Genomic DNA, 23690 nt, shown 5'->3' on the forward strand with positions numbered 1-23690 from the left:
GAACGGTTTTTTTCGCATTGCTGGGACCTTCATTTATAGCTTATTCCTCTTTCTGCTTTTCTTGATCCGTAAAATAAGAAACGATGTTCTCAGCGATGGATTGAGGGATGTTCGCATCTCTCAGCTCAGAGACGGAGGCTTCTTTTATCCGTTTGAACGATCCAAAATGACGAAGCAATGCTTTCCTTCGTTTTTCTCCTATCCCCGGAATGCTGTCCAAGCTGGATTGGATCATTCCTTTTTCACGTACTTGACGATGGAAGGTGATCGCGAAACGGTGAACTTCATCTTGAATTCGTTGCAGAAGGTAAAATTCCTGGCTCTTCCTTGAAAGTGGGACGATTTTTGGCGGGTCACCCATCATCAATTGGGCCGTATTATGCTTCTCGTCCTTCACTAATCCACAAACGGGTACCGAAAGACCAAGTTCATTCTCCAATACATCAACTGCGGCACTGATTTGCCCTTTTCCTCCATCAATGATGATAAGATCCGGCAAGGGAAGGTCCTCTTTCAGGACTCGTGTATACCGTCTTCTTGTCACTTCCCGCATTGAAGCATAATCATCCGGACCCTCGACCGTTTTGATTTTGTATTTTCGATATTGCTTTTTGTCAGGCTTACCATCTGTAAAGACGACCATCGCTGAAACAGGGTTCGTTCCCTGGATATTGGAGTTATCGAATGCTTCAATACGGTGCGGCGTTGCAATACCGAGCTGATCACCAAGATTTTCAACCGCATTGATTGTCCGTTCTTCATCACGTTGTATCAGTTCGAATTTTTCACTCAATGCAATCTTTGCATTCTTAGTGGCCAAGTTGACAAGGTCTTTTTTCTTACCTCTTTGAGGTTGAGAAACGGGCACTTTCAGAAGCTTTTCTAACAATTCCCGTTCTACATGCTTCGGGACAAAAATCTCCTTCGGCATGATATGGTTCTTTTGTAGATAAAACTGACCAATGAAGGAAAGGAACTCTTCTTCTGCATCCCCGTATACCGGAAAGAGCGAAACGTCCCTTTCAATCAGCTTCCCTTGGCGGACAAAAAAGACCTGGACACACATCCATCCTTTATCAACATGGTAACCGAAAACATCCCGATCCTTTTGATCGGTATGGACCATCTTCTGTTGTTCCATGACAGATTCAATGTGACGAATTTGATCACGAAGCTCTTGGGCCCTTTCGAATTCAAGCTCCTCAGCGGCCTTTTCCATTTTCGCCTTGAGATCTTTCTTGACTTCCTGATGTCCCCCATTCAGGAATCGGACGATCCCCTCCACCATTTTGCGGTTCTGTTCCTCGGTGACATCATACACACAAGGCGCGAGACATTGACCCATGTGATAATACAAACAAACTCTGTCAGGGAGTGTCTTACACTTTCGCAATGGATAGATCCGGTCAAGCAGCTTTTTCGTTTCATTCGCAGCATAGGCATTTGGATAAGGACCGAAGTATTTTCCACTGCCCTTTTTTACATTACGCGTTGTGATCAAACGAGGGTGCTTTTCATTTGTGATCTTAATATACGGGTAACTCTTATCGTCCTTCAGCATGACGTTATATCTAGGATCATGCTTCTTGATCAGGTTCATTTCAAGGACGAGTGCTTCCAGGTCGGAAGATGTGACAATGTATTCAAAATCCTGAATTTCCAACACCAGCCGCTGGGTTTTCCCATCATGGGATCCAGTGAAATAAGAACGGACCCGATTTCTTAGATTCTTTGCTTTTCCTACATAAATGATCGTTCCGTTACGCCCTTTCATCAAATAACACCCAGGCTGGTTCGGCAGGACAGATAGTTTTTGTTTCAATCTTTCTTGCATCAAGTTCTCCCTCCTTTTCAAGGAGTGTTGGCCCTACCCCATTCGTAAAGCTTTATCTGATTATAAATCGGATCGACAAATCCGTTTGATTGGAAAGATGCCACTCGTGTAACATGAGCTGAAACATCGATTCCTTGTTTTTCAAACCCTTTCAGGACTCGATCCGTTATAAGGATTCGATGTTGGTCCAACTGACTAATCTCTTCTTTAAATTTCGAGTAGCTGTATAACTTTTTATAGTAAAAAGGAGCATCCAAGTAGTCCATGACCCTTTCCTCTTCCCACGTATAGATCGCAACTGGACCGGCCTGATTTTCCACATAGTCAATCAACTGGTAGGATGCTGGTCGCTCTGCTTGGATTCGTTTCACCTCTAGAATTCCCTGAATCGATTGTAACATCATAAAGGGAACAAGTGTTAGTATAAACAATCTATTCCAGGTACGTCGCTTTCCTTGTAAACCTGAATCAAGCAGGATGAACAACAATAATGGAATAAGAGGTAAGATATGACGTGGTTTCTCAATATTTTGACCGATCCATGCCCATAAAAGATAAGTAAGAAGGAGTAGTGTTGCCACCCATCGAGCTTGCGTCATTCGGCCCAAATTCAAGCCTGCCAAGACAATTAGCGCAATGAATAGGATCGCTGACAAGAACGACTTACCTAAAACACCTACCCAAAGCAAATTGTTGAAAACCAATTGGAAAAGACGTTCAACCAATGACCTTTCACTCGTAAGGGCTGTCCCACCCCAATCCTGAAAATGACCATTTATAAATGAAATGGACAGTTCAACAAAGGCTCCAAATCCTCCGGTACTGAGTATCAATCCGAGAACCCATAAAAACTGGAAGAAAGTGAAGAGAAGGAGGTCCATCCATACAATCGATTTTCTTTTCAACTGGCGCCAACGCTTCCACCACAAAGGTATCAACACAATTCCCAACGGAAAATACGACACCCTGATACCCATCAGCAGGCTGAATAAAAATGAACTGAAAACCACATATCCATGCTTATCAGGCTTTCGGACAGCACAATCCACGCCCCAAAGAAACCAGATGAAGATACCGACAGCAGATGCCTCGCTCATGGGTTGAGTAGACATCACCCATATATAGGTCAAGGATTGGGGGACCAGACTTCCAATCAGTGCGAATGATTCAGGTAATCTCTTATTCAGAATCAGATAAGAGGGTATAAGTGCAGAAGTGATCAGAATCGCCCCGACTGCTGACAAAGCTTGTGCCGGATCGGACATCCATAGATGGGTGAACATGGCAAATAAAATGAAATAGGGATATCCCGGGAAATGGGGCTGCATCATGAACAAGTCAAAACGATCCAGCGCAAGACTGAAGTCAACCATGTCCCAGGTGGAAGCGTACGGGCTCGCATATCGTATACGGATTATAATCAGGATCAGTCCAAATATCCCAAGGAGGATATAAGACCTGGCTTTTGTCCATTTCATATTCAAGTCACCTAAAAACGTATTTTTATAAATGTCTTTGTTAAAGAATGATGTTGAATTGACCAGCTTCAGACGGACGCTTTCCGCGGGCAACGCTTCAGCCACACAACTTCCACAGGATGTGGTGACTTCGACGTTCACCATAGGACGTGGTGGTTTTTAGTCGAAGATCCTTAATGCCTCGTTCTGCGGGGTCTTCAGCTGTTGCTTTTCCCGCTGGAATCGCCGCCTTACGCTACTATTTGCAATAGCCTTATAAATAAGAAAACAAGACGATTACACATTGTAAACGTCTTGTACTTTCCAACTATTATGTGTTTACGGATGTTACGCCTGGAGCTTTTTTGCGATACGAGTTTGCTGTTTCCTTTTGGGATTCAGCCGTTGATTTTTGAGTGTTAGGCTCTTTACTGCTGTCTTTTACAAGCAAGTAGATGACCACGAAATATCCGATGTAAGCCAAGATTTCTTCGATGGAAGGCATCGAGGAATATCCGAATAAGGCTTTCAAGAATATGCCGATTTCACCTGATAAGAGAGGCGCTACACCGTAATCCCTTAAATAGTGTGCATAATCGATCGGATGTTCAGGCAAGATGCTCGTCAAGTTATACGCATGAGGCATGATACTTCCGATGATCTTCAAGTCCTGCATCATCGAAATTGCCTGGACAAGTAAGCCAGCAGCGACAACGACGATGAACGCTCCAGTTACCTTGAAGAATGTTTTCAATGGTACACGCATTGTTCCTTTGAAGAAGAGATGACAAACCACGATTGCGATAAGAACACCGGAGATTGCTCCCCATCCGGTTATTGCTTTCTCAATATTCCCTCCTGTTATAGCAGCGAAGAAGAAGACTGTTTCGATTCCTTCTCTTAACACAACAAGGAACGTGTGGAAAACCATGCCGATGACGTTACCTGCCGTCAGATATCCATCCAGTTTCGATTCCATCTCACCCTTCAGGTTCCGGCTGTGCTTTGCCATCCAGAATACCATTTGGGTCAAGAGAACGGATGAAATCAACATAATTGAAATTTTCAAATACATTTCACTGCCCATCGCAGCAAACCCTGTGAATACCACTTGGAATAATAACGCTGCACCGAAACTTGCCAAAATTGCAAGACCGACACCGAGCCAAACATATTTCGTAAATTCCGGACGCTTGATGCGTTTTAGATAAGTTGTAATGATCCCCACAATGAGTAATGCTTCTAGTGCTTCACGAAATGTTATCAATAATGCTTGGATTTCTAAACTCGCCATGTTGTCTCCCCCTGCCTCACTTCGACTTGCTATCTTTTTCTACGAACGTACACGATGACTCCAACAATGATGATTAAGAGTATCAAGATCGGAAGCCAGTTTTTCAACTGGGCGTAATCCGTCCAAGTCTCTGTATTCTGACTTGTATCTTCATCGATCCCCTCACTGGCGTAATGGCCGACCTCCACACTTTCCAGATCGAAGAACTGCTTCAGATCTTCAAGTATTGTTTCTTTGCTTTCTGTGAAAGCATTCTCATCCGATTCTTGTTCACCTACACCGAACAATCCAGGATTTCCAAGAGCTTTCAATGCCTTCTCGAATTCATCCTTAAGTTCTGCGTCCATCTCGGCATTCTCATTCTGGATCGTAGGTGATAGAGCTTTATATGTAGCATTGGCTTTAGCCAGTAAGACTTTATTTTTATCAACTTCATCAAACTTTTCTTCAATGGCATTCAGACGTCTTGAAATGTTCAATACGAGTACAGTTTGCATATGCTCGATAATCGTCTCTTTATCTTCATCTTCGAATGCTTTCTCTACATCCTTGACGACTTCATCGCCCATGTGCAACCGAACTTCTTCTTCTATCGTCCCGAACACTTCTTCTGCTTTTCCAATTTGATCGTCATTCAAATAACCGACGATTTCTTCATAAGCAATTGCAACGGGTTCTTCACTAGGATCACCATATGAATAAGCCATGGCATCCATTGGTATCATCATCAGTATTGCAATCGCTAGTATCGCTTGAACGAATTTGTGCATTATGAATCTTCCCTTCATCGTAAATGATAATCATTATCAGGATAAAAGTCAATAGAATTATTGATATTGATTTTCAGTTAGCTCGTTTTCATAGGTCTTTCGAATTGGTTTTCTTTTCATTTCCTTATAAATCGCTGGGAGGACTGATGACATGTACGCTTTGAACTTGATGAAGGATTGGCCTTTTGTACGAACCTGATAACGGATCGGAATCTCTTTCATTCGAAAGCCTTTACGGACCAGATTCAAGGTCAAAACTTGGGCATAATTATAGTCATGAATGATTTCTGCCTCGACCGTTGCTTTCCTGGAGAATGCCCGCATGCCGGATTGTCCATCATAGATCCAACGTCTAAGGAGAATGGATTGAAGTAAAGTGAAAACATAGTTCCCTAGTCTTCTGTGTAATTTCATCCCCTTTATCGTACCCATAAACCGTGATCCCATCACATAGTCTGCTTTTCCTTCTATGATTGGAGAAACCAGCTCTGGAATCTGATCGGCAGGGTACTCGTTATCGGCGTCAATCATTACGTTGATGTCTCCTCCAAGCTTCGCTGAAACGGCCAATCCTTCACGTACAGCTGCTCCTAAGCCCTGATTCTGTTTGAAGGAGCGGATATGATCCGCTCCTGCAGATTTTGCTATTTCTACGGTACGATCCGTAGATCCATCATCAATAATCAACACTTCTACCTTGATGAAATTCACGAGGGATACGATTGATGACCTCTTCAATCGATTTTTCTTCATTGTGTGCTGGTAAAAATACGATGATTTTCTTCAAGATGCTCCCTCTTTTCTTTTGATGTCTGCTTCAGCCCTTTTCTCAAAACTTTTCCTCTGCTATGACTAGGGAATGGTGCTCCTAATAAATGAGCGATAGTAGGGGCTACAGATACTAACGATTCCCGGTCTTCGACAACCCTACCCGACTGTACATGAGGACCCCACATGAAGAATGGGACGAAACGTTCACCTTCATCCAGATGACCATGTCCTCCGATACCATCTGCTTGACCATGGTCCGCACAAATCATCAAGGTTGTGTTCTCCATTTTCCCTTCTGTCTCCAAGAACGTGACAAACTCTTCCACCAATTGATCGGCCTCTTCGATTTTTTGGATATATTCATCATAGAAAACGCCTTGGGAATGACCCGTTTGATCCGTACCGATCAATTGGGTGATAAACAGATCCGGATCCTCGTCTTTCATGATCTTCTTCGAGCGTTCAATGATATTACGATCAGCGAGATCATTATGCATAACAGCGGTTACTGTATCGACATCTTTCCCAAGTGAGTCGACCAGGTGGGCAATCCCTAACAACCGCCCTTTCTTTCCGATCTTCCTTAATGAATCAAAAATGCTTTCCACCTTAATTCCGAGTTTCCATACCATATTTGACGTGATTCCATGTTCATAAGGGTAAGTACCAGTAAACATTGAGGTGAAACATACGACTGTCCGAGCCGGATACACGGTTTCCATCTGCGTGAATTCGGTTCCTTCTTTTCGTAGCTTATCCAAGAACGGTGTATTCGCTTCATAGAACCGTTCCTTTCTCATCCCGTCAATGACAATGACAATCACCTTGTCCGACAAACCATTGCTTTCCGGTTCGTTTTCATGAGTATACGATTCATACATTTTCGGTTTCCAGTCGAACAAATTACGGTGTAATACTAAGGTGAACAGCCATAAACCGATCAGGAATATCGCTGGAGCAGCAAACCCCTGCAAATCGATTGGTCCAGAGCGATCAATCGATTGATACATCAAATTCCAAAAGGATAGAATCAAAGCGATTTTCGGTAATTGTTCCTGGGCATTTCCACTCGTCGAATCACTGTTTTTCAATACTAATTTCCAGAAACGGGTGAAATTCAACCAACTCGTCCCGATCCGCAAATGATAATAGAAGGTTCCCCAGAAAAAAACGGTGAAAAAGAAATAAAGCCCAGTTGCAAATAACAGAAGGGGAACATTCAAAGCCGGCCAAATCACAACAAAAATAACCATCGGAATCCATAAATAATTACGTAACATCAACGGAAAATCGTAACGGAAAAATAGAACCAATAAAGGAATTGTCAGCAATAGACTTATGGAGCCTTGAATCCAGAAGTTTACGTCTGACCACGATGGTAGGTTGTAAAGAAGGAGTGTCCCTAATACGAATATTGGGGTGAACGGTTTACCCTCGTTTAATAAATTCCAACACCGCGCCGCAATTTTTTCAAACCTTGATGCCTTTTTCATGAGTGTTCTCCTTTCTTTCGTATCCATCCCTTTAGAGAAGCCCAAGGAATCGGGGTCCAGATGACAAGAATGATCCCTATGATGAATGACAGGATGAATTTATACAGATGAGTTAGAAGTGCTAACGTATATCCCGTCTTCAGGCTGATACCGAGGAAGAGAAGCACACCAGTCATCACGCTTTCATACGTCCCCAACCCTCCGGGAGTGAAATGGAATACTTGACCAGCGATGGTCACACTATTCGCCCATACACTTTTGAAAAAAGATAGTCCTTCTGAGAATAGGTTCGATACTTCATACAGGACGATACCTTCCAATATCCAGCTCATGCCTGAAATACTAATAATGAGCAATGACCTTCTCCACCCTAATTGGATCAAGTGGTCAATGCCTTTCCTGATCCAAATGAAACGAGATCGGTAAATCCACGCAAACCACATTCCGATTCCTAAGCAGGCAACAATTAAGAAGAAAATCAGGCTGGAGATATGATAGCCAAAATAAAATGCGCCAAAAAGAGCAATGCTCCCTAGGATGATCAGGTCCAAGCTACGTAAAGCAACAACAGAAAATAAAGACTGTCTATAGGTTATATCATGATGTGTGGTAACCACTCCGGCACGAATCAAATCACCGGCTTTAATGGGAAGGATGTGATTCATGACAAAGCTATAAAAGATACCAATCATCCCCCACTTCAACGAAATCGTATCCATTAATGAGAGTCGCCAAGCAATTGCACGTAACACAAATGCAAGACAATAGACGACCGTTATCATGATAACAGTCATCCAGTGGAATGAAGGAATGACAGCAGCCCTCATGTCTTCCAAATCTATAACCCAAATTGAAACCGTTATGAACAAGAGGAGGAACGATACTCTGAAGAATAGCTTCAATGAACGACTCATCGATTAATCGACCGGGCCCACTGGATGGTCCGTCCAATTCCCTCTTCAATACCGATTTTCGGAACGTAATCCAATTTCGCACGTGCATGAGACAAATCAGCCCAAGTCATCTTCACATCTCCTTTTCGCCAAGGGCGTTCGATGACTTCCATGTCTGGAAAATGGCTTTTGAACACAGATAGAAGTTCCTTCATCGATACAGGGTTTCCAGAACCTATATTGAAAGTGTCATAAGCATGGTCGGAAGTAAGCGTTCGCATGATTCCCTCTATACAATCATCGATATAGGTGTAATCCCGAGCACTTTCCATACTGAAAATTTCGATAGGCTGCTGCGCCAACAAACGTTCTGTGAATTTTGGTATCGCCATATCCGGCCTCCCCCAAGGACCATAAACGGTAAACAGTCTAAGGATAGAAAGCCTGAAACCATATAGCTTATGGAATGCATGACAGAAGGATTCAGCCCCGGCTTTTGCGGCAGCATATGGCGACTCGACTTCACCGATTTTCATCCTTTCATGGAAGGCTCCCGATTCTATATTTCCATAAACAGATGAGGAGGAGGCGAATAGGACATGCTTGACACCATTTTCCCCGGAAGCCTTAAGGACGTTAACGGTAGCTTTAATATCATAGTCCAGATAAGGGAGCGGTTTCTCAACAGAATAGGACACACCGGGTAATGCTGCCAGATGAACCACTGTGTCAAAGGTATGATGCTTAAATACTTCCATCACCGCATTCTCATCCCTTACGTCTACATTCAAAAATGTATAGGTTCCGCTTTTCTTTATTTCCTGCAAATGCATTTGTTTTCGTTCAATCGAATAATAGGGATCCAGGTTATCAATGATGGTAACGTCGTGTAAGTCATCGATTAATCTTCTGCTGAGATGACTCCCGATAAAGCCTGCTCCCCCTGTAATTGCAATCCTCAACTAACTCAACAACTTTCTATATCATTCTGCTAAAAATTCATACTGTACCATTATAGTATACCTTCAGTTAATTGAAATATTGAAAGTGCTCAACATAACGAAAGTGCCGACAGCGTCTGTCATCTAAGCAGATCCCCTTAGATGACAGCGTGTCCGACACTTGTGAGTAAGCCCTATTTTAAGCTCGATTACATTTTCATAATGGTCTTATTTCGTTAGACCGTTCAATGTTTCTTCGATAGAAGAAAGGATTTCTTTCGCTTTTTCTTGATCATCTGCTTCTACAGCAGCAATGTAATCTTCAGCTTGCTTATGAAGTTCATTGTATTTCTCTTCACCTAAGTCTGCTTTAAGATCCGTTTCAAGAATCTCGATGAACAATGCACCTTCAAGAGCTGTGATCATTGACTTATCTTCGCCCCAATACTCTTGGCTCTCTTCATATTCGTGAAGGGCTACCTTAGAGAATCCGCTGACGAATGCATCGTTGATTGCTTCAGGATCCAGTGCGGTAACATCACTTTCAAGGTTGAATTGGGATTCGATCAATTCTGCTTCTTCCGTTGCATATTTTTCTAGGTAGGATTTGATGGATTGATAGAATGCCCAACCTTCTGCTTGCTCTACGCGAGCCTCTTCAGGATTTTCCTTCGCTTCTTTTGCTGCTTTGAATGCATAACCATGTGGGTCAGCACCTGCTGCTAGGTAGAATGTACGCATCAACGTCTTGTCAACGACTTGCTTCCCAAGTTGGAATGCCAATTCATCGTCGTTCTCCACAGCTTTTTCCATTTCTGCAAATCCACCTTGGATCTTTTCTGCCATCTTTGTGGAGTAAGCTGAATCACGTTTTTGAACGGTTCCTTCTAGAGCAGCGTAAAATGCTTTCGCTTCTTCAAGCTCTTCCTTCACTTCTTCCTTCTCTCCCCAATGCTCTTTGATTTCAATGAATTCGTGACGCATTGTATCGAAGAAGGCTTTTTGCATCAATTTATCAAAAATTTGCTTGACAACATATCCATCAAGATCACCTGATTTACCAGCCTCTAATGCTGTAGTGATTTGTTGGTCCATTGACGTTTCAAATTCACCATCACGCTTTTTCACTAGAGCTTGCAGGTCATTCTTGTAAAGCTCAGTGACCTTGTCGTAATCGACTTCTTTATCTTCTTTTGCTTTTGCTAATTCATCTGTACCAGTTTTATAAGATTCGACCATTGCAGCAATCTGTTCAGATGCAGATTTTTCAGCTGTATCATTTTCGACCTGTTCGTTATTTTCATTCTTGTTCTCTTCTGCTTGCTTATTATCTTCTTTTTCAGCATCTTGTCCGCAAGCTGAAAGCATCAAGCTTAAGGCTAGGAAGCCACTTGTAAATAATTTGAATTTCTTTGACATATTCTGTACCCCCAAATGTATGTAATGTATTGAGAATGATAATGATTATCATTTCTGATCTCCGTTTTGTATTATATCGATAATGATTCTCAACGTCAATAGCGTTTTCACTTTTTCTTCATATGCGAATATTTTCCATTTTAAAAAGGTGCTTTTTTAAAAGTGGAGGCTTTGTTAAAAGTAAAAAGCTTTAGGCGGACGCTTTCCGCGGGCGCAACACTGGAGTCGCCGCCTTACACTTCCATTTTCAAAAATATCAACTAAAAGCTAACAAGGCCAAAACGTAAAAAAAGCTGGCTCCCTAAAGGGAGCCAGCTTCACTACGATCTAAAATCGATTATTGATGCTTGTTGATCAATTCTACAAGTGCTTCTTTTGGTTGGAAACCGACCACTTGATCGACAACCTCACCATTTTTGAAGAGCATAAGTGTTGGGATACTCATAACGCCGTACTTACCAGCTGTTTCTTGGTTTTCGTCGACATCCAATTTAACAATCTTCACTTTATCGTTCATTTCGTTATCAATCTCTTCTAGGACTGGTGCAATCATTTTACAAGGTCCGCACCAAGGTGCCCAAAAGTCAGCTAGAACGAGACCTTCGCTCGTTTCCGTACTGAAATTTTGGTCTGTTACATGTGAAATAGCCATTTTATTGCCTCCTCCTAATCTTCACTTACAATGCAAAGTATACCACCATGGAAATCAACTTCCTAACAATTTGCTTCAGTGGTAGCATACCCTTTTTGAAAAAACCTCACACATCATATTGGCATCAAAATAGAGCTGACCATCATACAAGGTCAGCCCCACTTCAGTTGTTCCTATACGAGTACCTTCTTGAATTCCTCTGTCAGCTTCGGTACTACCTCGAAAAGATCACCAACAATGCCATAATCCGCAACATTGAAGATGTTCGCTTCTGGGTCCTTGTTGATGGCTACGATGACTTTCGAATTGGACATACCAGCCAAGTGTTGGATTGCCCCTGAAATCCCACAAGCGATATAAAGGTCAGGAGTGACGACTTTACCAGTCTGACCAATCTGTAGGGAATAATCGCAATAGTCTGCATCACATGCTCCACGTGAAGCACCTACTGCTGCACCTAGTACGTCAGCGAGCTCCTTCAATGGTTCGAACCCATCTTCAGACTTAACGCCACGTCCACCTGCAACGATGACCTTCGCTTCAGAAAGATCCACACCATCTGTCGTTTTACGTACAATCTCCTTAACGATCGTACGTAGATCCTTAATTGTCACATCAAATTTGCTGACATCACCCGTACGGCTTTCATCCTTTTCAAGTGCAGAGATATTGTTCGGACGAATGGTCACGAACATCAAGCCGTCTGTGATAATCTTCTTCTCAAATGCTTTACCAGAGTAGATCGGTCTCGTGAATACCAAGTTTCCGCCTGTATTTTCGATACCAGTGATATCTGAAATCAACCCAGATTGCAATTTTGCAGCAATTCTTGGAGAAAGATCTTTTCCGAGAGCAGTATGTCCAAATACGATTCCTTCTGGACTTTCAGCATCGATCACTTGCATCAATGCTTGCGAATACGCATCCGATGTATACGTTTTCAAACTCTCGTCTTCAACAACAAGAACACGATCAGCTCCATAGCCGATCATATTACCAGCTACATCACTGACAGCGTCTCCACAGACCAGACCTACGATTTCCCCACCTTCAGAAATCTCTTTCGCAGCAGCGATCGCTTCATAGGATACGTTACGTAATTCTCCGTCTCTGACTTCTCCTAGTACTAATACTTTTTTCGCCATGGTTTCTCTCCCCTTCTATATCACTTTTGCTTCAGATCGTAACAAGGACACAAGTTCTTTTACTTGGTCGTCTACTTCACCATCTAATACTTTACCCGCTTGTTTTTCAGGCGGAAGGAAGACTTCTAATGTTCGTGTTTTTCCTTCCACTTCGTCCTCATCCAAATCGAGATCATCGAGTTCCAACTCTTCCAAAGGCTTTTTCTTGGCCTTCATGATTCCAGGAAGGGACGGATAGCGTGGTTCGTTCAATCCTTGCTGAGCAGTTACGAGAACAGGCAATGATGTTTCAATGATTTCTAGATCCCCTTCAACATCACGTTCGATTTTTACAGTCGAACCATCGATTTCCAATTTCGTAATTGTCGTCACGTGTGGTATATCAAGCAATTCAGCCAAGCGAGGCCCTACCTGCCCGGACGCTCCGTCTATCGCTACATTACCACCTAGAATAATGTCAACTTCCTTATCCTCAAAGTAAGCTGCCAAAATTTTTGCAGTAGAGTATTGATCGCCATATTCAACATCTTCATCATCGATTAAGACGGCTTTATCTGCTCCCATAGCCAATGCTGTTCGAAGCTGCTTATCACTTTCTTCTTCTCCTACAGTTACGACAGTTACTTCCCCACCGTGTTCATCCCGAAGCTTGATCGCTTCCTCTACGGCATATTCATCGTATGGGTTGATGATGAATTCCACCCCATCTTCACTGATTTTTCCATTTTCAATTGCAATCTTTTCTTCCGTGTCGAATGTTCTCTTCAAAATTACGTAAATGTTCATTTCTATCCCTCCAATATTAACGGTCTTTAAAATCTGGTTTCCGCTTTTCAATGAATGCTTGGATGCCTTCTTGTCCATCATGTGAAGCGAAGGCTTTACCAAATAATTCCGTTTCTTTCTTTGCCCCAAGCTCATAGTCACCGTGACGAGCGTGGTTGACTAATTCCAATGCGAATCCGACAGCGACGGCACTCTTTGCAGCTGCCTTACCAGCTAGTGCATATGCTTTATCCAGGAGTTCATCCTCCGAAACGACCTGGTTTGCAAGTCCCCATTTTTCGGCCTCTGTTCCAGTAATCGGTTCACTCGTCACTAACATTTCCGTCGCTTTAGCCGCACCGACGAATTGAGGGAGACGCTGTGAACCGGCAAATCCAGGAACTAAACCTAGCTGAAGCTCAGGAAGTCCAAGCTTCGCATTTTCTGTAACAATACGCATATGGCAAGCCATTGCTAATTCAAGCCCTCCGCCTAAAGCAGCTCCGTGAATCGCTGCGATGACCGGCTTGGAGAAACCTTCAATCCGATCAAAAACCTGTTGTCCGTATGCGCCGAGTTCAGAGAATCCTTCTGCATCCTTTACGGTTGTAAATTCTTTAATATCGGCACCAGCAGAGAAGAAACGTCCTTCTCCTCGTATGACCACAACCTTAACGTCAGCATCAGATTCGATGTCATTCAATACCGAATCGATTTCTTTGATCATTGGAGAACAAAGGGCGTTGGCCGGGTTATGCTGTAACAGGATCGTGCCAATTTGATTTTCCTTTGAATAGGATAAGTATTCCAATCTCTCTCCTCCTCTAACTTGGTTTATTACGGAAGCCGTTAATAAGTAGATCATTGACTGGTTTTGCAAGCGCTGTCAAATCATAGCGATGATCGTTCATTACCCAGCTCGTCGTCGTCTCGTCAATTGTTCCAAATACCATTTGACGCACGATCCGGAGGTCGAGCTCTGAATGGAAGACCCCTTCCTCCATCCCTTCTCTGATGATCTGATCGACCAGGCCAAGATATCGTTTCAACACTTCCCCGATCTTAGCACGCAAAGCTCGATTTGTCTGGCGTAATTCAAGCTGGGTGACGATTGCAAGTTCATGATCTTCAGATAACTGTTTGAAATGCATTTCAATCAGTCTTAACAGCTTATCTTCAACAGAATGCTGATGTTCAATTTCATTTTTAGTCGTGTCGATAAAGTGTCCCATCTTCTCCCGAAACAAGGAAACCAGAAGATCTTCCTTGTTTTTGAAATAGAGATAGATGGTTCCGTCAGCTACTCCAGCCTCACGGGCAATCTTCGAAATTTGTGATTGGTGATAGCCATGCTTAGCGATGACCGTTACGGCTGCGTCAATTATTTTGTCATATTTCGGTCCTTTTCTTTTCACGGTCATCCTCTTTACCCCCAACTTTTTAAAAATGAATGAACATTCACTCGGGTTCATTGTACTTTACAAACGTATCGTAAGTCAATGAATCTGTTGTATTTTTCTGAATTTTACGCATCCTGTTGCTTATCTGAATTATATCATTTATCAGGCAAAAATTGAAAAAGGAAAAGGATCCCTTTTAAGGGACCCTTTTCTTAGGCCTTTTCTTTCAATTTCTTCTTTTCCTCTTCAACAAGGACTCTTCTCAGTACTTTTCCTACCATCGTCTTCGGAAGTTCATCTCTGAATTCATAAAGGCGCGGCACTTTAAAGGAGGCCAGATACTTTCTGCAATGTGTATCCAGCTCTTCATCGGTGCAAGTTACCCCATCTTTCAATACGACGAAAGCTTTTACAGTTTCTCCACGATACGGATCTGGAACACCGATTACTGTAGCTTCTCTCACTTTCGGATGTTCAAATAGGATTTCTTCAATCTCACGTGGGTAGATATTGAATCCACCAGCTATGATCATATCTTTCTTTCGATCAACGATATAGAAGTACCCTTTTTCATCCATGTACCCCATATCTCCAGTCAAAAGCCATCCATCATGGAAAGTAGAAGCTGTCTCTTCAGGTTGATTCCAATAGCCTTTCATCACCTGAGGACCTCTAATCATCAGTTCACCGACCTCGTTCACTTCGGCGAATGTACCTGTTTCAGCAGATAGGATTGATGCTTCTGTATTCGGCCACGGCACTCCAATACTCCCTTTAATGCGATTTCCATAAAGGAAGTTGGCGTGTGTCACAGGTGAAGCCTCTGTCAAGCCATAACCTTCAACAAGGTTCCCCTTCGTGAGGGTTTCGAAATTTTCCTGGACCTCAACAGGTAAAGGGGCTGAACCACTGATACAGCTTGCAATTGAGGATAGGTCGTATGACGTGATACTCGGTTCGTTAAGCAATGCAATATACATCGTCGGGGCACCTGGGAACATGGTCGGTCTGTGCTTGCCTATCGCTTTCAATACCTGTTTCGGATCAAACTTAGGGAGAATGATCATCTCAGAAAGGTACATGATGGCGAAGTTCATGACACAGGTCATGCCATAAACATGGAAGAATGGTAAAGCTCCGAGTATTTTCTCTTCACCATATTTTGCTTTATACATCCATGTACGACACTGCATCGTATTGGCTACAAGGTTGTAATGTGTGAGCATTACACCTTTCGCTGGTCCTGTCGTTCCACCGGTATATTGCAATAATGCCAGATCTTCCTTCGGATCGATGTCAAGATCGATTGGATTGAGATCCCCCTCATCTAACAGCTTCTTAAAAGAGTGGGTTGTACTCGTATACTCGATCTTTACAACGATGTTCGTCTGTTTCTTTTGTACAAAAGGATAGATGAGGTTTTTCGGGAACGGAAGATAATCCTTTACTCCCGTGACAATAACATGTTCCAGTGATGTGCGATTCTTGACCGCCTCAACCCTTGGAAACAATAAATCGAGGCAAATGATGATTTTTGCGTCAGAATCGATCAGCTGATGTTCAAGCTCCCTCTCTGTGTACAGCGGATTCGTCTGAACGACGATGCCACCAGCCAATAAAACACCATAATAACCGATGACGGATTGTGGCGAATTCGGCAGCATGATGGCGACTCGATCTCCTTTACGAACACCAAGAGTTCGAAGTTGGTTAGCCATCTTCAAAGCACTTTCATAAACCTCGCCATACGACATACGCTTCCCTAGAAAATCCAACGAAGGCTTTTCAGGATGCTTACGGGCTGCATCTTCCAGATAGAATTGCAAAGGCTTTTCGTCGATTTCAATTTCATGAGGGATTTCTTCGGGATACTGCTGTAACCAATTTTTCTCCACCTTAATCTCCTCCTTTTTACCGCTCCTTTCCATTGAAAAACTCACTCTCTATCTCTATTATAATGAAAACGAATACAATTTTATATATTTTTAGAATATTTCCAATAAATTTCTTTCCTGGTACTAATGTATTACCTTGTTCCTGAAAAAAGACCCCCTCTGACATGGAAGTCAAAGGAGGTCTATCACGATTTTCTAAACAAACAAATAAATGATACCCGCTACGATAAAGAGACCGCAGCAAACCAATAACACTTTCCATAATGTTTCCATGCTTTCACCTATCCAATTCCGCTGCCGATTACAAATGATAGTCCAACTGATATGACCATTGAAATCAATCCGACAGCCCTGTTGTCTTTTTGAATTTCATCGTCGATCCGGAATCGTGGTGTCAAGAATTCAAAAATGAAATAGCCGATCAGGAGAAGTACGAATCCATACACGCCCCAAATCGTCATATCAATAATTGAATCATTGTGCTCAATCGAGTACCTGAAAATATTCGCGATTCCGAACACCTTGCCTCCTGTCGCCATGGCCACAGAGAGATTGCCCTTACTGATCTCTTCCCAATTCTTGTACTTCGTAACAATCTCAAAAATGGAAAGGAATACGATAAGACTTAAGACGACTACACTATAATTCGCTACTGTCACTACGTAAGGATTCATCAACCAGTTGTCCATCTCTTCCCCGCTTTCTATTTAAGTCCAACAATGGTTACGCCACTTCCACCTTCGCCTGCTGAACCAAGTCTCGTGGATTTCACATTCGGATGACCTTTAAGTAGATCTTGAACTCCTTTTCGGAGAGCACCTGTGCCTTTGCCGTGAATGATTGATACTTGTGGATATCCAGCTAACAAAGATTCATCCAAAAATTTGTCGACTGCCCGTAAAGCATTTTCGTAACGTTCTCCACGTAAGTCCAATTCAGGTTTGGTGACCGAAGAACCTTCTACCCGGACTACCGGCTTCGTCTCTTGTTTCTTTTTGGAGCGGATCGGCTCCAATTCATTGGCTTTGACGGTCATTTTCATAATCCCGACCTGAACCTGATATTCATTGTTACCGACTTTGTCAACGACATGTCCTTTTTGATTGACGGTCAGAACCTTGACTTCCTCACCTGGTTTCAAGTTTTCCGGTGCTTTCTCGTTTAGCTTGGATGTATCCTTCAGCTTCTTGTTCTTTTTAGGTGTCGCTTCCTCAAGCCTCTTTTGCGCTTCTATCAGTTTATGTTCTTTTACATTGCCCATTTCTTTTTGATAGGTTCTGAGTTCTTTCAGTATTTCATCCGCTTCGTTCCGCGCGTGTTCAACTGATTTCCTCGCCTCTTCTTCGGCCTTTTCCATCATTCTCTCTTTTTGCTGTTCGAATTCTTGCAATTTCTTTTCTAAATCCTGCTTTAACTGAACAGCCTCTGCATGGATGTCAGATGCTTCTGTTCGTTCACGCTCTGCTTTTTTCTGTGCATCCTCAAGGGAAGCGATCATCACATCGATTTTATTATTATCCTCACTGATATGGGATTTGGCGTCTGTAATGATAGACTCACTAAGCCCAATCCGTTTTGAAATTTCAAATGCATTACTTCGGCCAGGTACGCCAATGAGAAGACGATAAGTTGGCCGTAATGTTTCGATATCGAACTCGACACTGGCATTCATGACACCGGATCGGTTATAGGCATAAGCTTTCAATTCACTATAATGGGTCGTCGCTACGATTTTCGCTCCGCGCTCGTTCACATAATCGAGAATGGAAATTGCTAAAGCTGCCCCTTCCGTCGGGTCCGTTCCAGCACCTAATTCATCAAACAAGACTAAGGATTTGAAGTTCACACGATCAAGGATATCGACGATGTTCGTCATATGGGATGAAAAAGTACTCAGATTTTGTTCAATGGATTGTTCATCCCCAATGTCCGCATAAATCGATTCAAATACAGTGACCTCTGACTCTTCTTCCGCCGGAATCTGCAATCCTGATTGAGCCATTAAGGATACCAATCCGATTGTTTTCAAAGTGACGGTCTTACCTCCCGTGTTCGGACCGGTGATGACGAGAGCGTTATATTTCCCACCGAGCTCTACGTCAATCGGTACGACCTCCTCACGTGAGATCAGAGGGTGACGGGCACGCTTCAAATTCATATACTCACGATCATTCAACTTCGGTTTCACACATTTCATGGCATGACTGTAGCGTGCTTTTGCAAAGATGAAGTCGATTTCAGATAAAATCGTCACATTATGATTCAGAAATGCAGCCACTTCTGCAACCTGTGCCGTCAATGCTTTCAATATCCGCTGGATTTCCTGATGCTCTTTGCTCTTTGCCTCTTTCAATTGATTATTGATCGTTACCACGCTTTGGGGTTCGATGAACAATGTCGCCCCAGAAGCGGACTGGTCATGAATCATTCCCCCGAATGCAGAACGATACTCCTGCTTGACTGGAATGACATACCGATCATTCCGGATCGTGATGATGGCGTCCGAAAGCATCTTTTGTGATTTGGAGGAACGGGTGATCGATTCTAGCTTCTCTCTTATACGGGATTCATAGCTTCTGAGCTGTTGGCGTATCGTTCTGAGGGCTGGACTTGCGGAATCCATTACATGTCCTTGATCATCGATACTATCTTTGATCTGCTTCTCTACCTCGATAAGAGGATCGATTTGTTCCACCAGGTTTTCAAGGATCGGAAGGTTCACTTCGTCTTCCAACATCCCCTCAATGAATCGCTTGAATCTTCGACCTCCATAAATCGTAGTCCCGATTTCCACCAATTCCTCCGGGCTCAAAATCCCGCCGATTTCAGACCGTTTGATGGAAGGCCGTATGTCCCGGATGCCCCCCAAAGGGACATGACCTTTCAATCGGAGTACTTGCACCCCTTCATCTGTACTGTTCTGTTGATGAGCAACATCTTCCAGTTCAATCCATGGCTGAAGCTTATGAATCTTTTCTTTCCCTAATGAAGAGGAGACATGTTCAAGCAACTGTTCTTTAATTTTCGTATATTCTAACACTCTCAAAATTCGTTCGTTCACTTAAAGAGCCTCCTGTTAAATGTCACTATTACTTATGACGGTTCAGAAATTTTTTCAACTCGTCCAAGGTATACGTATTCAATACATTTTCTTTTTTCAAAAGTGCTGCCTGGCCGACGTTGACTCCGATTTCCATATGTTCTAGTGTTTCATCCACATGGGCATCGGTATTGATGGAAAGTTTCACACCACTCTCCTGCGCCTTTGCCAACCAATCCGGTGCTAAATCCAATCGGTTCGGATTCGCATTCAATTCTAGCGCTGTATTGGTTTCGGCAGCACGTTCTATCAGTTTTTCCACATCTACTGCATAGCCATTTCTACGACCGATGATTCGGCCAGTTGGATGCGCAATTAAATCAACATGAGGATTTTCCAACGCTGTTTCAAGCCGTTTCATAATGGTTTCGGTGCTTTGGGAGAAGGCAGAATGAATAGAAGCGATGACAAAATCCAATTTTTCCAGCAAGTCATCCTCAAAATCGAGTGACCCATCGGGCAAAATGTCCATTTCGATACCAGACAAGATTGTGAAATCGTCCCACTTTTCATTCAATCTCTGAATCTCTTCCCGTTGTTTCATGATGCGCTCCGGTGTCAGACCATTTGCAACGACAAGATATTGGGAGTGGTCAGTGATGACGATATGACTGTAACCCTTTCTCCGTGCAGCCTCAGCCATCTCTTCAATTGAGTTGGCACCATCACTCCACGTCGTATGCATGTGAAGATCACTCTTTATATCCTCGTGGACAATGTATTCCACTTCGGACTGGAATTGTTCGAGTTCGTCTTTGCCACGTCTTACCTGTGGAGGAATGTAGGTCAACCCGAAATGATTGAAGAATTCCGTTTCATCCTTGAACGTACGTACTTCACCTGTCTCGGCATCCTCTACACCATACTCACTGATTTTCTCTGAACGCTCTTTAGCGAGCTGTCGCATTTTCACATTGTGTTCTTTCGAGCCAGTGAAGTGATGGAGGGTAGAAGCAAATTCCTCTGGTTTTACGAGACGGAAATCCACCGAAATATCATAGTCATACGTAACGATGACAGATACTTTCGTCGATCCGGATGCGATGACATTCGTGACATTCTCCAAATCTTCCAATTGAGGGACAACCTGCTCCGCTTCATTCGTCCCAATGATAAAATCGATGTCTTTGATCGTTTCACTGTATCGGCGAATGCTCCCTGCTCTTGAGTAACGCTCGACCCCTTCAATCCTCTCGAGCTGTTCTTCGATTCTTTCTGCGATCGGAAGCATCATCGCAATCGGCAGCCGTTCTGGCCGTTTGCCGTAATCCTCGATCGCTTCAAGGATTTTTTCCTCCGTTTTCTTTCCAAACCCTTGCATCGCTTGTACTTTGTTGTTTTCACATGCTTCTTTAAGGGAGTGGATATCCGTAACACCTAATTCATGGTAAAGCTTAGAGATTTTCTTTCCGCCTAACCCAGGCAAGTTCAATAAGGCGATCAGACCCTCCGGCAGTTGTTCTTTCAACTCCAGCAATAAGGAAGATTCGCCTGTTTCCACGATTTCTTCAATAACGGAGAGTGTCCCTTTTCCAATACCTTTCAAACTTGAAAGATCATCAATTTCATCCATTGTCCGGGCATCGCTCTCCAATGCCTGGGCAGCTCTCCGGTATGCTGAAACCTTGAAGCTGTTTTCTCCTTTTATTTCCATATATAATGCAATTTGTTCCATTGTTTTGATAATCTGTTTTTTGTTCATCAGATTCTCCTTCCTCTGCTCTAATCAAATTGACATGGCAGGGCAGAATGTAGAAAAAGGATAAGTTTCCTTATCCTTCTTGCTACACTTTCGTATTCAATTCGGCAATCCAAATGCTTTTGATTTTTTCTGAGAAGACTGGTGTATGTTCGACCATCGCTTTCGCAATGACTGAATCAGACATTGCAGATTGTATTGAATCAAGTGGTACGAGCGCAGCGATGTACAAGAACAAGAATATGACCAAGTACACTTCAATGAATCCGAACACACCACCGAGCCAACCGTTGATGGTCCGCAAAATCGGCAGGTCTGCCAGAAAGTCGAGCATTGAACCTAGCACTTGCAATAGGATCTTCATACCGAAAAAGAGTAATGCAAAGGCAATCGCTCTATAATACGCATCTTCGAGAAAACCTGCATTAACAAAAATGGCCAGGCTGCTCCCCTCTGATACAGTCGGGTATGGAACCCATAAACGTAATTTAGGGGCAAGCTCATCAAAATACAAATATGCAACGATGAATGAGGCGATGAATCCAGTAAGGTGGACGAGCTGAAGAATCAATCCTCTTCTTAATCCGACCAGAAATCCGACAATCAATACCCCGATTAATATTAAATCTACCATTTTTTAATCCTCTTTCTTTTCTACTAGCTGCCTATACTTTTCTTGTAATTTCACATAATCATTCGTAATATTGACAGCAGTCAATACAGCAAGCTGTTTCGTATCAAGGTTATTCGTCTGCTGACGAATTTCCCTCATCCTTTTATCGACGATTTCTGCCACTTTGTTAACGTGGCCAGCTCCTTCTTCACCTATGATCGTATATTGTTGACCGAATATATGTACCGTTGTTCGATTATGGTTAGACACCCAGAAGCCTCCTAACTCGTAAATAACTAATCATTATCTTAACATGAACCATTCATAATGGGAATAATGAGACTTCCGCAACTTACATATTTTTACATAGGTTAGACTATACCTTCTTTATTTTACTTAAAATGTTAAACCGATTTCAAGTGTATTTCTATTCGCATTACCTTTCCTCACTCCGTTATAATGTTCGTAGGTAGTTACAGGATTGGGTCGCGCTGGTACCCACGGTTTAGAGGATCCAAAAAGATCTCCAATCCCGGAGGAATAAACAGGATATAACATAACCAAGGAAATGAAGGTGAAAAATGAATGTCAAATGCGGTGTTGAAACTGACGAAACATGAAATCAACGAAATCCAGAAGGCCTATCAACCATACATACAACCGAAAACGCCACAAGGCGGCCTATTTGTCGCTAAAGTGAATGGCTGCACCATCACAGCTTATAACTCAGGTAAGATCCTATTCCAGGGGCCTTCTGCTGAACAGGAGGCATCCAAATGGGGAGCGAGTATCGATAAAAGCAAGAACACGATAGAAAAAAAGGCGAGGAAAAAACATGCTCACCTTCCTCCTGAAAACGTCTCTTCCCTCTCACTCATCGGATCAGATGAAGTAGGGACAGGAGATTTCTTTGGTCCCATCACAGTTGTGGCAGCCTATGTTTCTAAGGAAAACTTATCGCTTGTCAAAGAATATGGAGTAAAGGATTCAAAGCTGTTGAAGGATCCCCAGATCATCGAGATTGCAAAACAACTCGTCCAAACCATCCCTTATAGTTTGATGGTCCTGCCGAATCCGAAGTACAATGCACTTCAATCCAAAGGAATGTCTCAGGGCAAAATGAAGGCGATGCTCCATGAGCAAGCGATTTCGAAGGTCATGGCTAAAATCGCTGACCCTTCCGAGGTAGACGGCATCCTTATTGATCAATTTTGTGAGCCTGATGTTTATTTCAGACATACGAAAAAAAGCCCAAATCAAAAGCCTCGCATTTATTTTGAAACGAAGGCGGAGGAATTGCACTTGTCCGTTGCAGCAGCTTCCATCATCGCACGCTATGCATTCTTAAAGAAGATGGACGAACTTTCCGAAATAGCAGGCGTCACCATTCCAAAAGGAGCCGGGCCCATCGTTGATGAGGCAGCTGCAAAGATTGTGATGAGACATAATGTTGATTTCTTGAAGGAGATCAGCAAATCCCATTTCGCCAACACTCAAAAAGCGCTCAAGCTTGTTAACCAAAAACGGAAAAAGCAATGAAGAAGAGGCT

20 protein-coding genes and 1 pseudogene are annotated in these 23690 nt (G+C 42.9%); 1 reads left to right on the top strand and 20 read right to left on the bottom strand.

The genetic code is table 11. The annotated features are described in order from the left end of the window. Positions 1–40 precede the first annotated feature (40 nt). The 20 genes and pseudogenes from uvrC to zapA all read right to left on the bottom strand — a co-directional run bounded on the left by uvrC (position 41) and on the right by zapA (position 22411). Positions 41–1834, bottom strand: a complete 1794-nt coding sequence (uvrC, locus tag V1497_RS13600; RefSeq protein ID WP_349408075.1) for an excinuclease ABC subunit UvrC — start codon at positions 1832–1834, stop codon at positions 41–43. 17 nt (positions 1835–1851) lie between these two features. Further along, positions 1852–3312: a hypothetical protein gene (locus V1497_RS13605; protein WP_349408076.1), complete on the bottom strand. Its 1461-nt coding sequence runs from the start codon at positions 3310–3312 to the stop codon at positions 1852–1854. A gap of 310 nt (positions 3313–3622) precedes the next feature. Then, complete coding sequence (locus tag V1497_RS13610) at positions 3623–4585, bottom strand: FTR1 family iron permease (protein WP_349408077.1); 963 nt, start codon at positions 4583–4585, stop codon at positions 3623–3625. 29 nt (positions 4586–4614) lie between these two features. After that, positions 4615–5355 (bottom strand): hypothetical protein, encoded by a 741-nt coding sequence (locus tag V1497_RS13615; RefSeq protein WP_349408078.1) that lies wholly within the window; start codon positions 5353–5355, stop codon positions 4615–4617. 57 nt (positions 5356–5412) lie between these two features. Beyond that, positions 5413–6142 (bottom strand): annotated as a pseudogene (locus tag V1497_RS13620) (glycosyltransferase family 2 protein). Further along, complete coding sequence (locus V1497_RS13625) at positions 6105–7619, bottom strand: ectonucleotide pyrophosphatase/phosphodiesterase (protein ID WP_349408079.1); 1515 nt, start codon at positions 7617–7619, stop codon at positions 6105–6107. The pseudogene V1497_RS13620 and the gene V1497_RS13625 overlap by 38 nt, the downstream one beginning before the upstream one ends. Beyond that, positions 7616–8533: a lysylphosphatidylglycerol synthase transmembrane domain-containing protein gene (locus V1497_RS13630; RefSeq protein ID WP_349408080.1), complete on the bottom strand. Its 918-nt coding sequence runs from the start codon at positions 8531–8533 to the stop codon at positions 7616–7618. The genes V1497_RS13625 and V1497_RS13630 overlap by 4 nt, the downstream gene beginning before the upstream one ends. Next, complete coding sequence (locus tag V1497_RS13635; protein WP_349408081.1) at positions 8530–9474, bottom strand: GDP-mannose 4,6-dehydratase; 945 nt, start codon at positions 9472–9474, stop codon at positions 8530–8532. Before V1497_RS13635 ends, V1497_RS13630 begins: the two co-directional genes overlap by 4 nt. A 207-nt stretch (positions 9475–9681) precedes the next feature. Next, positions 9682–10872, bottom strand: coding sequence for a hypothetical protein (locus tag V1497_RS13640; RefSeq protein ID WP_349408082.1), 1191 nt, complete (start codon positions 10870–10872; stop codon positions 9682–9684). A 337-nt stretch (positions 10873–11209) separates the two neighbouring features. Next, entirely contained in the window at positions 11210–11524 is a 315-nt protein-coding gene (gene trxA, locus V1497_RS13645) for a thioredoxin (protein WP_349408083.1), read from the bottom strand. Between the two features lie 173 nt (positions 11525–11697). Then, on the bottom strand, positions 11698–12669 hold the full coding sequence (locus V1497_RS13650) for an electron transfer flavoprotein subunit alpha/FixB family protein (protein WP_349408084.1): 972 nt from the start codon (positions 12667–12669) through the stop codon (positions 11698–11700). A gap of 15 nt (positions 12670–12684) precedes the next feature. Then, positions 12685–13455 carry an electron transfer flavoprotein subunit beta/FixA family protein gene (locus tag V1497_RS13655; RefSeq protein WP_349408085.1) on the bottom strand — a complete coding sequence of 257 codons (771 nt, stop codon included), beginning with the start codon at positions 13453–13455 and terminating at the stop codon, positions 12685–12687. Between the two features lie 16 nt (positions 13456–13471). Then, positions 13472–14245 (bottom strand): enoyl-CoA hydratase, encoded by a 774-nt coding sequence (locus tag V1497_RS13660; RefSeq protein ID WP_349408086.1) that lies wholly within the window; start codon positions 14243–14245, stop codon positions 13472–13474. Between the two features lie 13 nt (positions 14246–14258). Beyond that, positions 14259–14849 carry a TetR/AcrR family transcriptional regulator gene (locus tag V1497_RS13665; RefSeq protein ID WP_349410824.1) on the bottom strand — a complete coding sequence of 197 codons (591 nt, stop codon included), beginning with the start codon at positions 14847–14849 and terminating at the stop codon, positions 14259–14261. Positions 14850–15046: 197 nt separating this feature from the next. Next, positions 15047–16762 carry an AMP-binding protein gene (locus V1497_RS13670; RefSeq protein WP_349410825.1) on the bottom strand — a complete coding sequence of 572 codons (1716 nt, stop codon included), beginning with the start codon at positions 16760–16762 and terminating at the stop codon, positions 15047–15049. A 248-nt stretch (positions 16763–17010) separates the two neighbouring features. Next, positions 17011–17418: a DUF350 domain-containing protein gene (locus V1497_RS13675; protein WP_349408087.1), complete on the bottom strand. Its 408-nt coding sequence runs from the start codon at positions 17416–17418 to the stop codon at positions 17011–17013. Positions 17419–17432: 14 nt separating this feature from the next. Beyond that, positions 17433–19790 carry an endonuclease MutS2 gene (locus V1497_RS13680; protein ID WP_349408088.1) on the bottom strand — a complete coding sequence of 786 codons (2358 nt, stop codon included), beginning with the start codon at positions 19788–19790 and terminating at the stop codon, positions 17433–17435. A 28-nt stretch (positions 19791–19818) separates the two neighbouring features. Continuing rightward, the gene (polX, locus tag V1497_RS13685) at positions 19819–21531 is read right to left on the bottom strand and encodes a DNA polymerase/3'-5' exonuclease PolX (RefSeq protein WP_349408089.1); all 1713 of its coding nucleotides are present in this window, start codon (positions 21529–21531) and stop codon (positions 19819–19821) included. Between the two features lie 82 nt (positions 21532–21613). Beyond that, positions 21614–22162, bottom strand: a complete 549-nt coding sequence (locus V1497_RS13690; RefSeq protein ID WP_349408090.1) for a CvpA family protein — start codon at positions 22160–22162, stop codon at positions 21614–21616. Positions 22163–22165: 3 nt separating this feature from the next. Next, on the bottom strand, positions 22166–22411 hold the full coding sequence (gene zapA / locus V1497_RS13695) for a cell division protein ZapA (protein WP_349408091.1): 246 nt from the start codon (positions 22409–22411) through the stop codon (positions 22166–22168). A 315-nt stretch (positions 22412–22726) separates the two neighbouring features. On the opposite strand from zapA, the gene rnhC reads away from it, so the two are divergent. Then, positions 22727–23680, top strand: coding sequence for a ribonuclease HIII (rnhC, locus tag V1497_RS13700; RefSeq protein ID WP_349408092.1), 954 nt, complete (start codon positions 22727–22729; stop codon positions 23678–23680). The last annotated feature ends 10 nt before the right edge of the window (positions 23681–23690 follow it).

The organism is Pseudalkalibacillus sp. SCS-8 (assembly GCF_040126055.1).
Classification (GTDB): domain Bacteria; phylum Bacillota; class Bacilli; order Bacillales; family Fictibacillaceae; genus Pseudalkalibacillus; species Pseudalkalibacillus nanhaiensis.

Bases quoted from the DNA above. Each gene is read 5' to 3' on its own strand.
- uvrC (WP_349408075.1), bottom strand. From the start codon at position 1,834: ATGCAAGAAAGATTGAAACAAAAACTATCTGTCCTGCCGAACCAGCCT.
- V1497_RS13605 (WP_349408076.1), bottom strand. From the start codon at position 3,312: ATGAAATGGACAAAAGCCAGGTCTTATATCCTCCTTGGGATATTTGGA.
- V1497_RS13610 (WP_349408077.1), bottom strand. From the start codon at position 4,585: ATGGCGAGTTTAGAAATCCAAGCATTATTGATAACATTTCGTGAAGCA.
- V1497_RS13615 (WP_349408078.1), bottom strand. From the start codon at position 5,355: ATGCACAAATTCGTTCAAGCGATACTAGCGATTGCAATACTGATGATG.
- V1497_RS13625 (WP_349408079.1), bottom strand. From the start codon at position 7,619: ATGAAAAAGGCATCAAGGTTTGAAAAAATTGCGGCGCGGTGTTGGAAT.
- V1497_RS13630 (WP_349408080.1), bottom strand. From the start codon at position 8,533: ATGAGTCGTTCATTGAAGCTATTCTTCAGAGTATCGTTCCTCCTCTTG.
- V1497_RS13640 (WP_349408082.1), bottom strand. From the start codon at position 10,872: ATGTCAAAGAAATTCAAATTATTTACAAGTGGCTTCCTAGCCTTAAGC.
- trxA (WP_349408083.1), bottom strand. From the start codon at position 11,524: ATGGCTATTTCACATGTAACAGACCAAAATTTCAGTACGGAAACGAGC.
- V1497_RS13650 (WP_349408084.1), bottom strand. From the start codon at position 12,669: ATGGCGAAAAAAGTATTAGTACTAGGAGAAGTCAGAGACGGAGAATTA.
- V1497_RS13655 (WP_349408085.1), bottom strand. From the start codon at position 13,455: ATGAACATTTACGTAATTTTGAAGAGAACATTCGACACGGAAGAAAAG.
- V1497_RS13670 (WP_349410825.1), bottom strand. From the start codon at position 16,762: ATGGAAAGGAGCGGTAAAAAGGAGGAGATTAAGGTGGAGAAAAATTGG.
- V1497_RS13675 (WP_349408087.1), bottom strand. From the start codon at position 17,418: ATGGACAACTGGTTGATGAATCCTTACGTAGTGACAGTAGCGAATTAT.
- polX (WP_349408089.1), bottom strand. From the start codon at position 21,531: ATGAACAAAAAACAGATTATCAAAACAATGGAACAAATTGCATTATAT.
- V1497_RS13690 (WP_349408090.1), bottom strand. From the start codon at position 22,162: ATGGTAGATTTAATATTAATCGGGGTATTGATTGTCGGATTTCTGGTC.
- rnhC (WP_349408092.1), top strand. From the start codon at position 22,727: ATGTCAAATGCGGTGTTGAAACTGACGAAACATGAAATCAACGAAATC.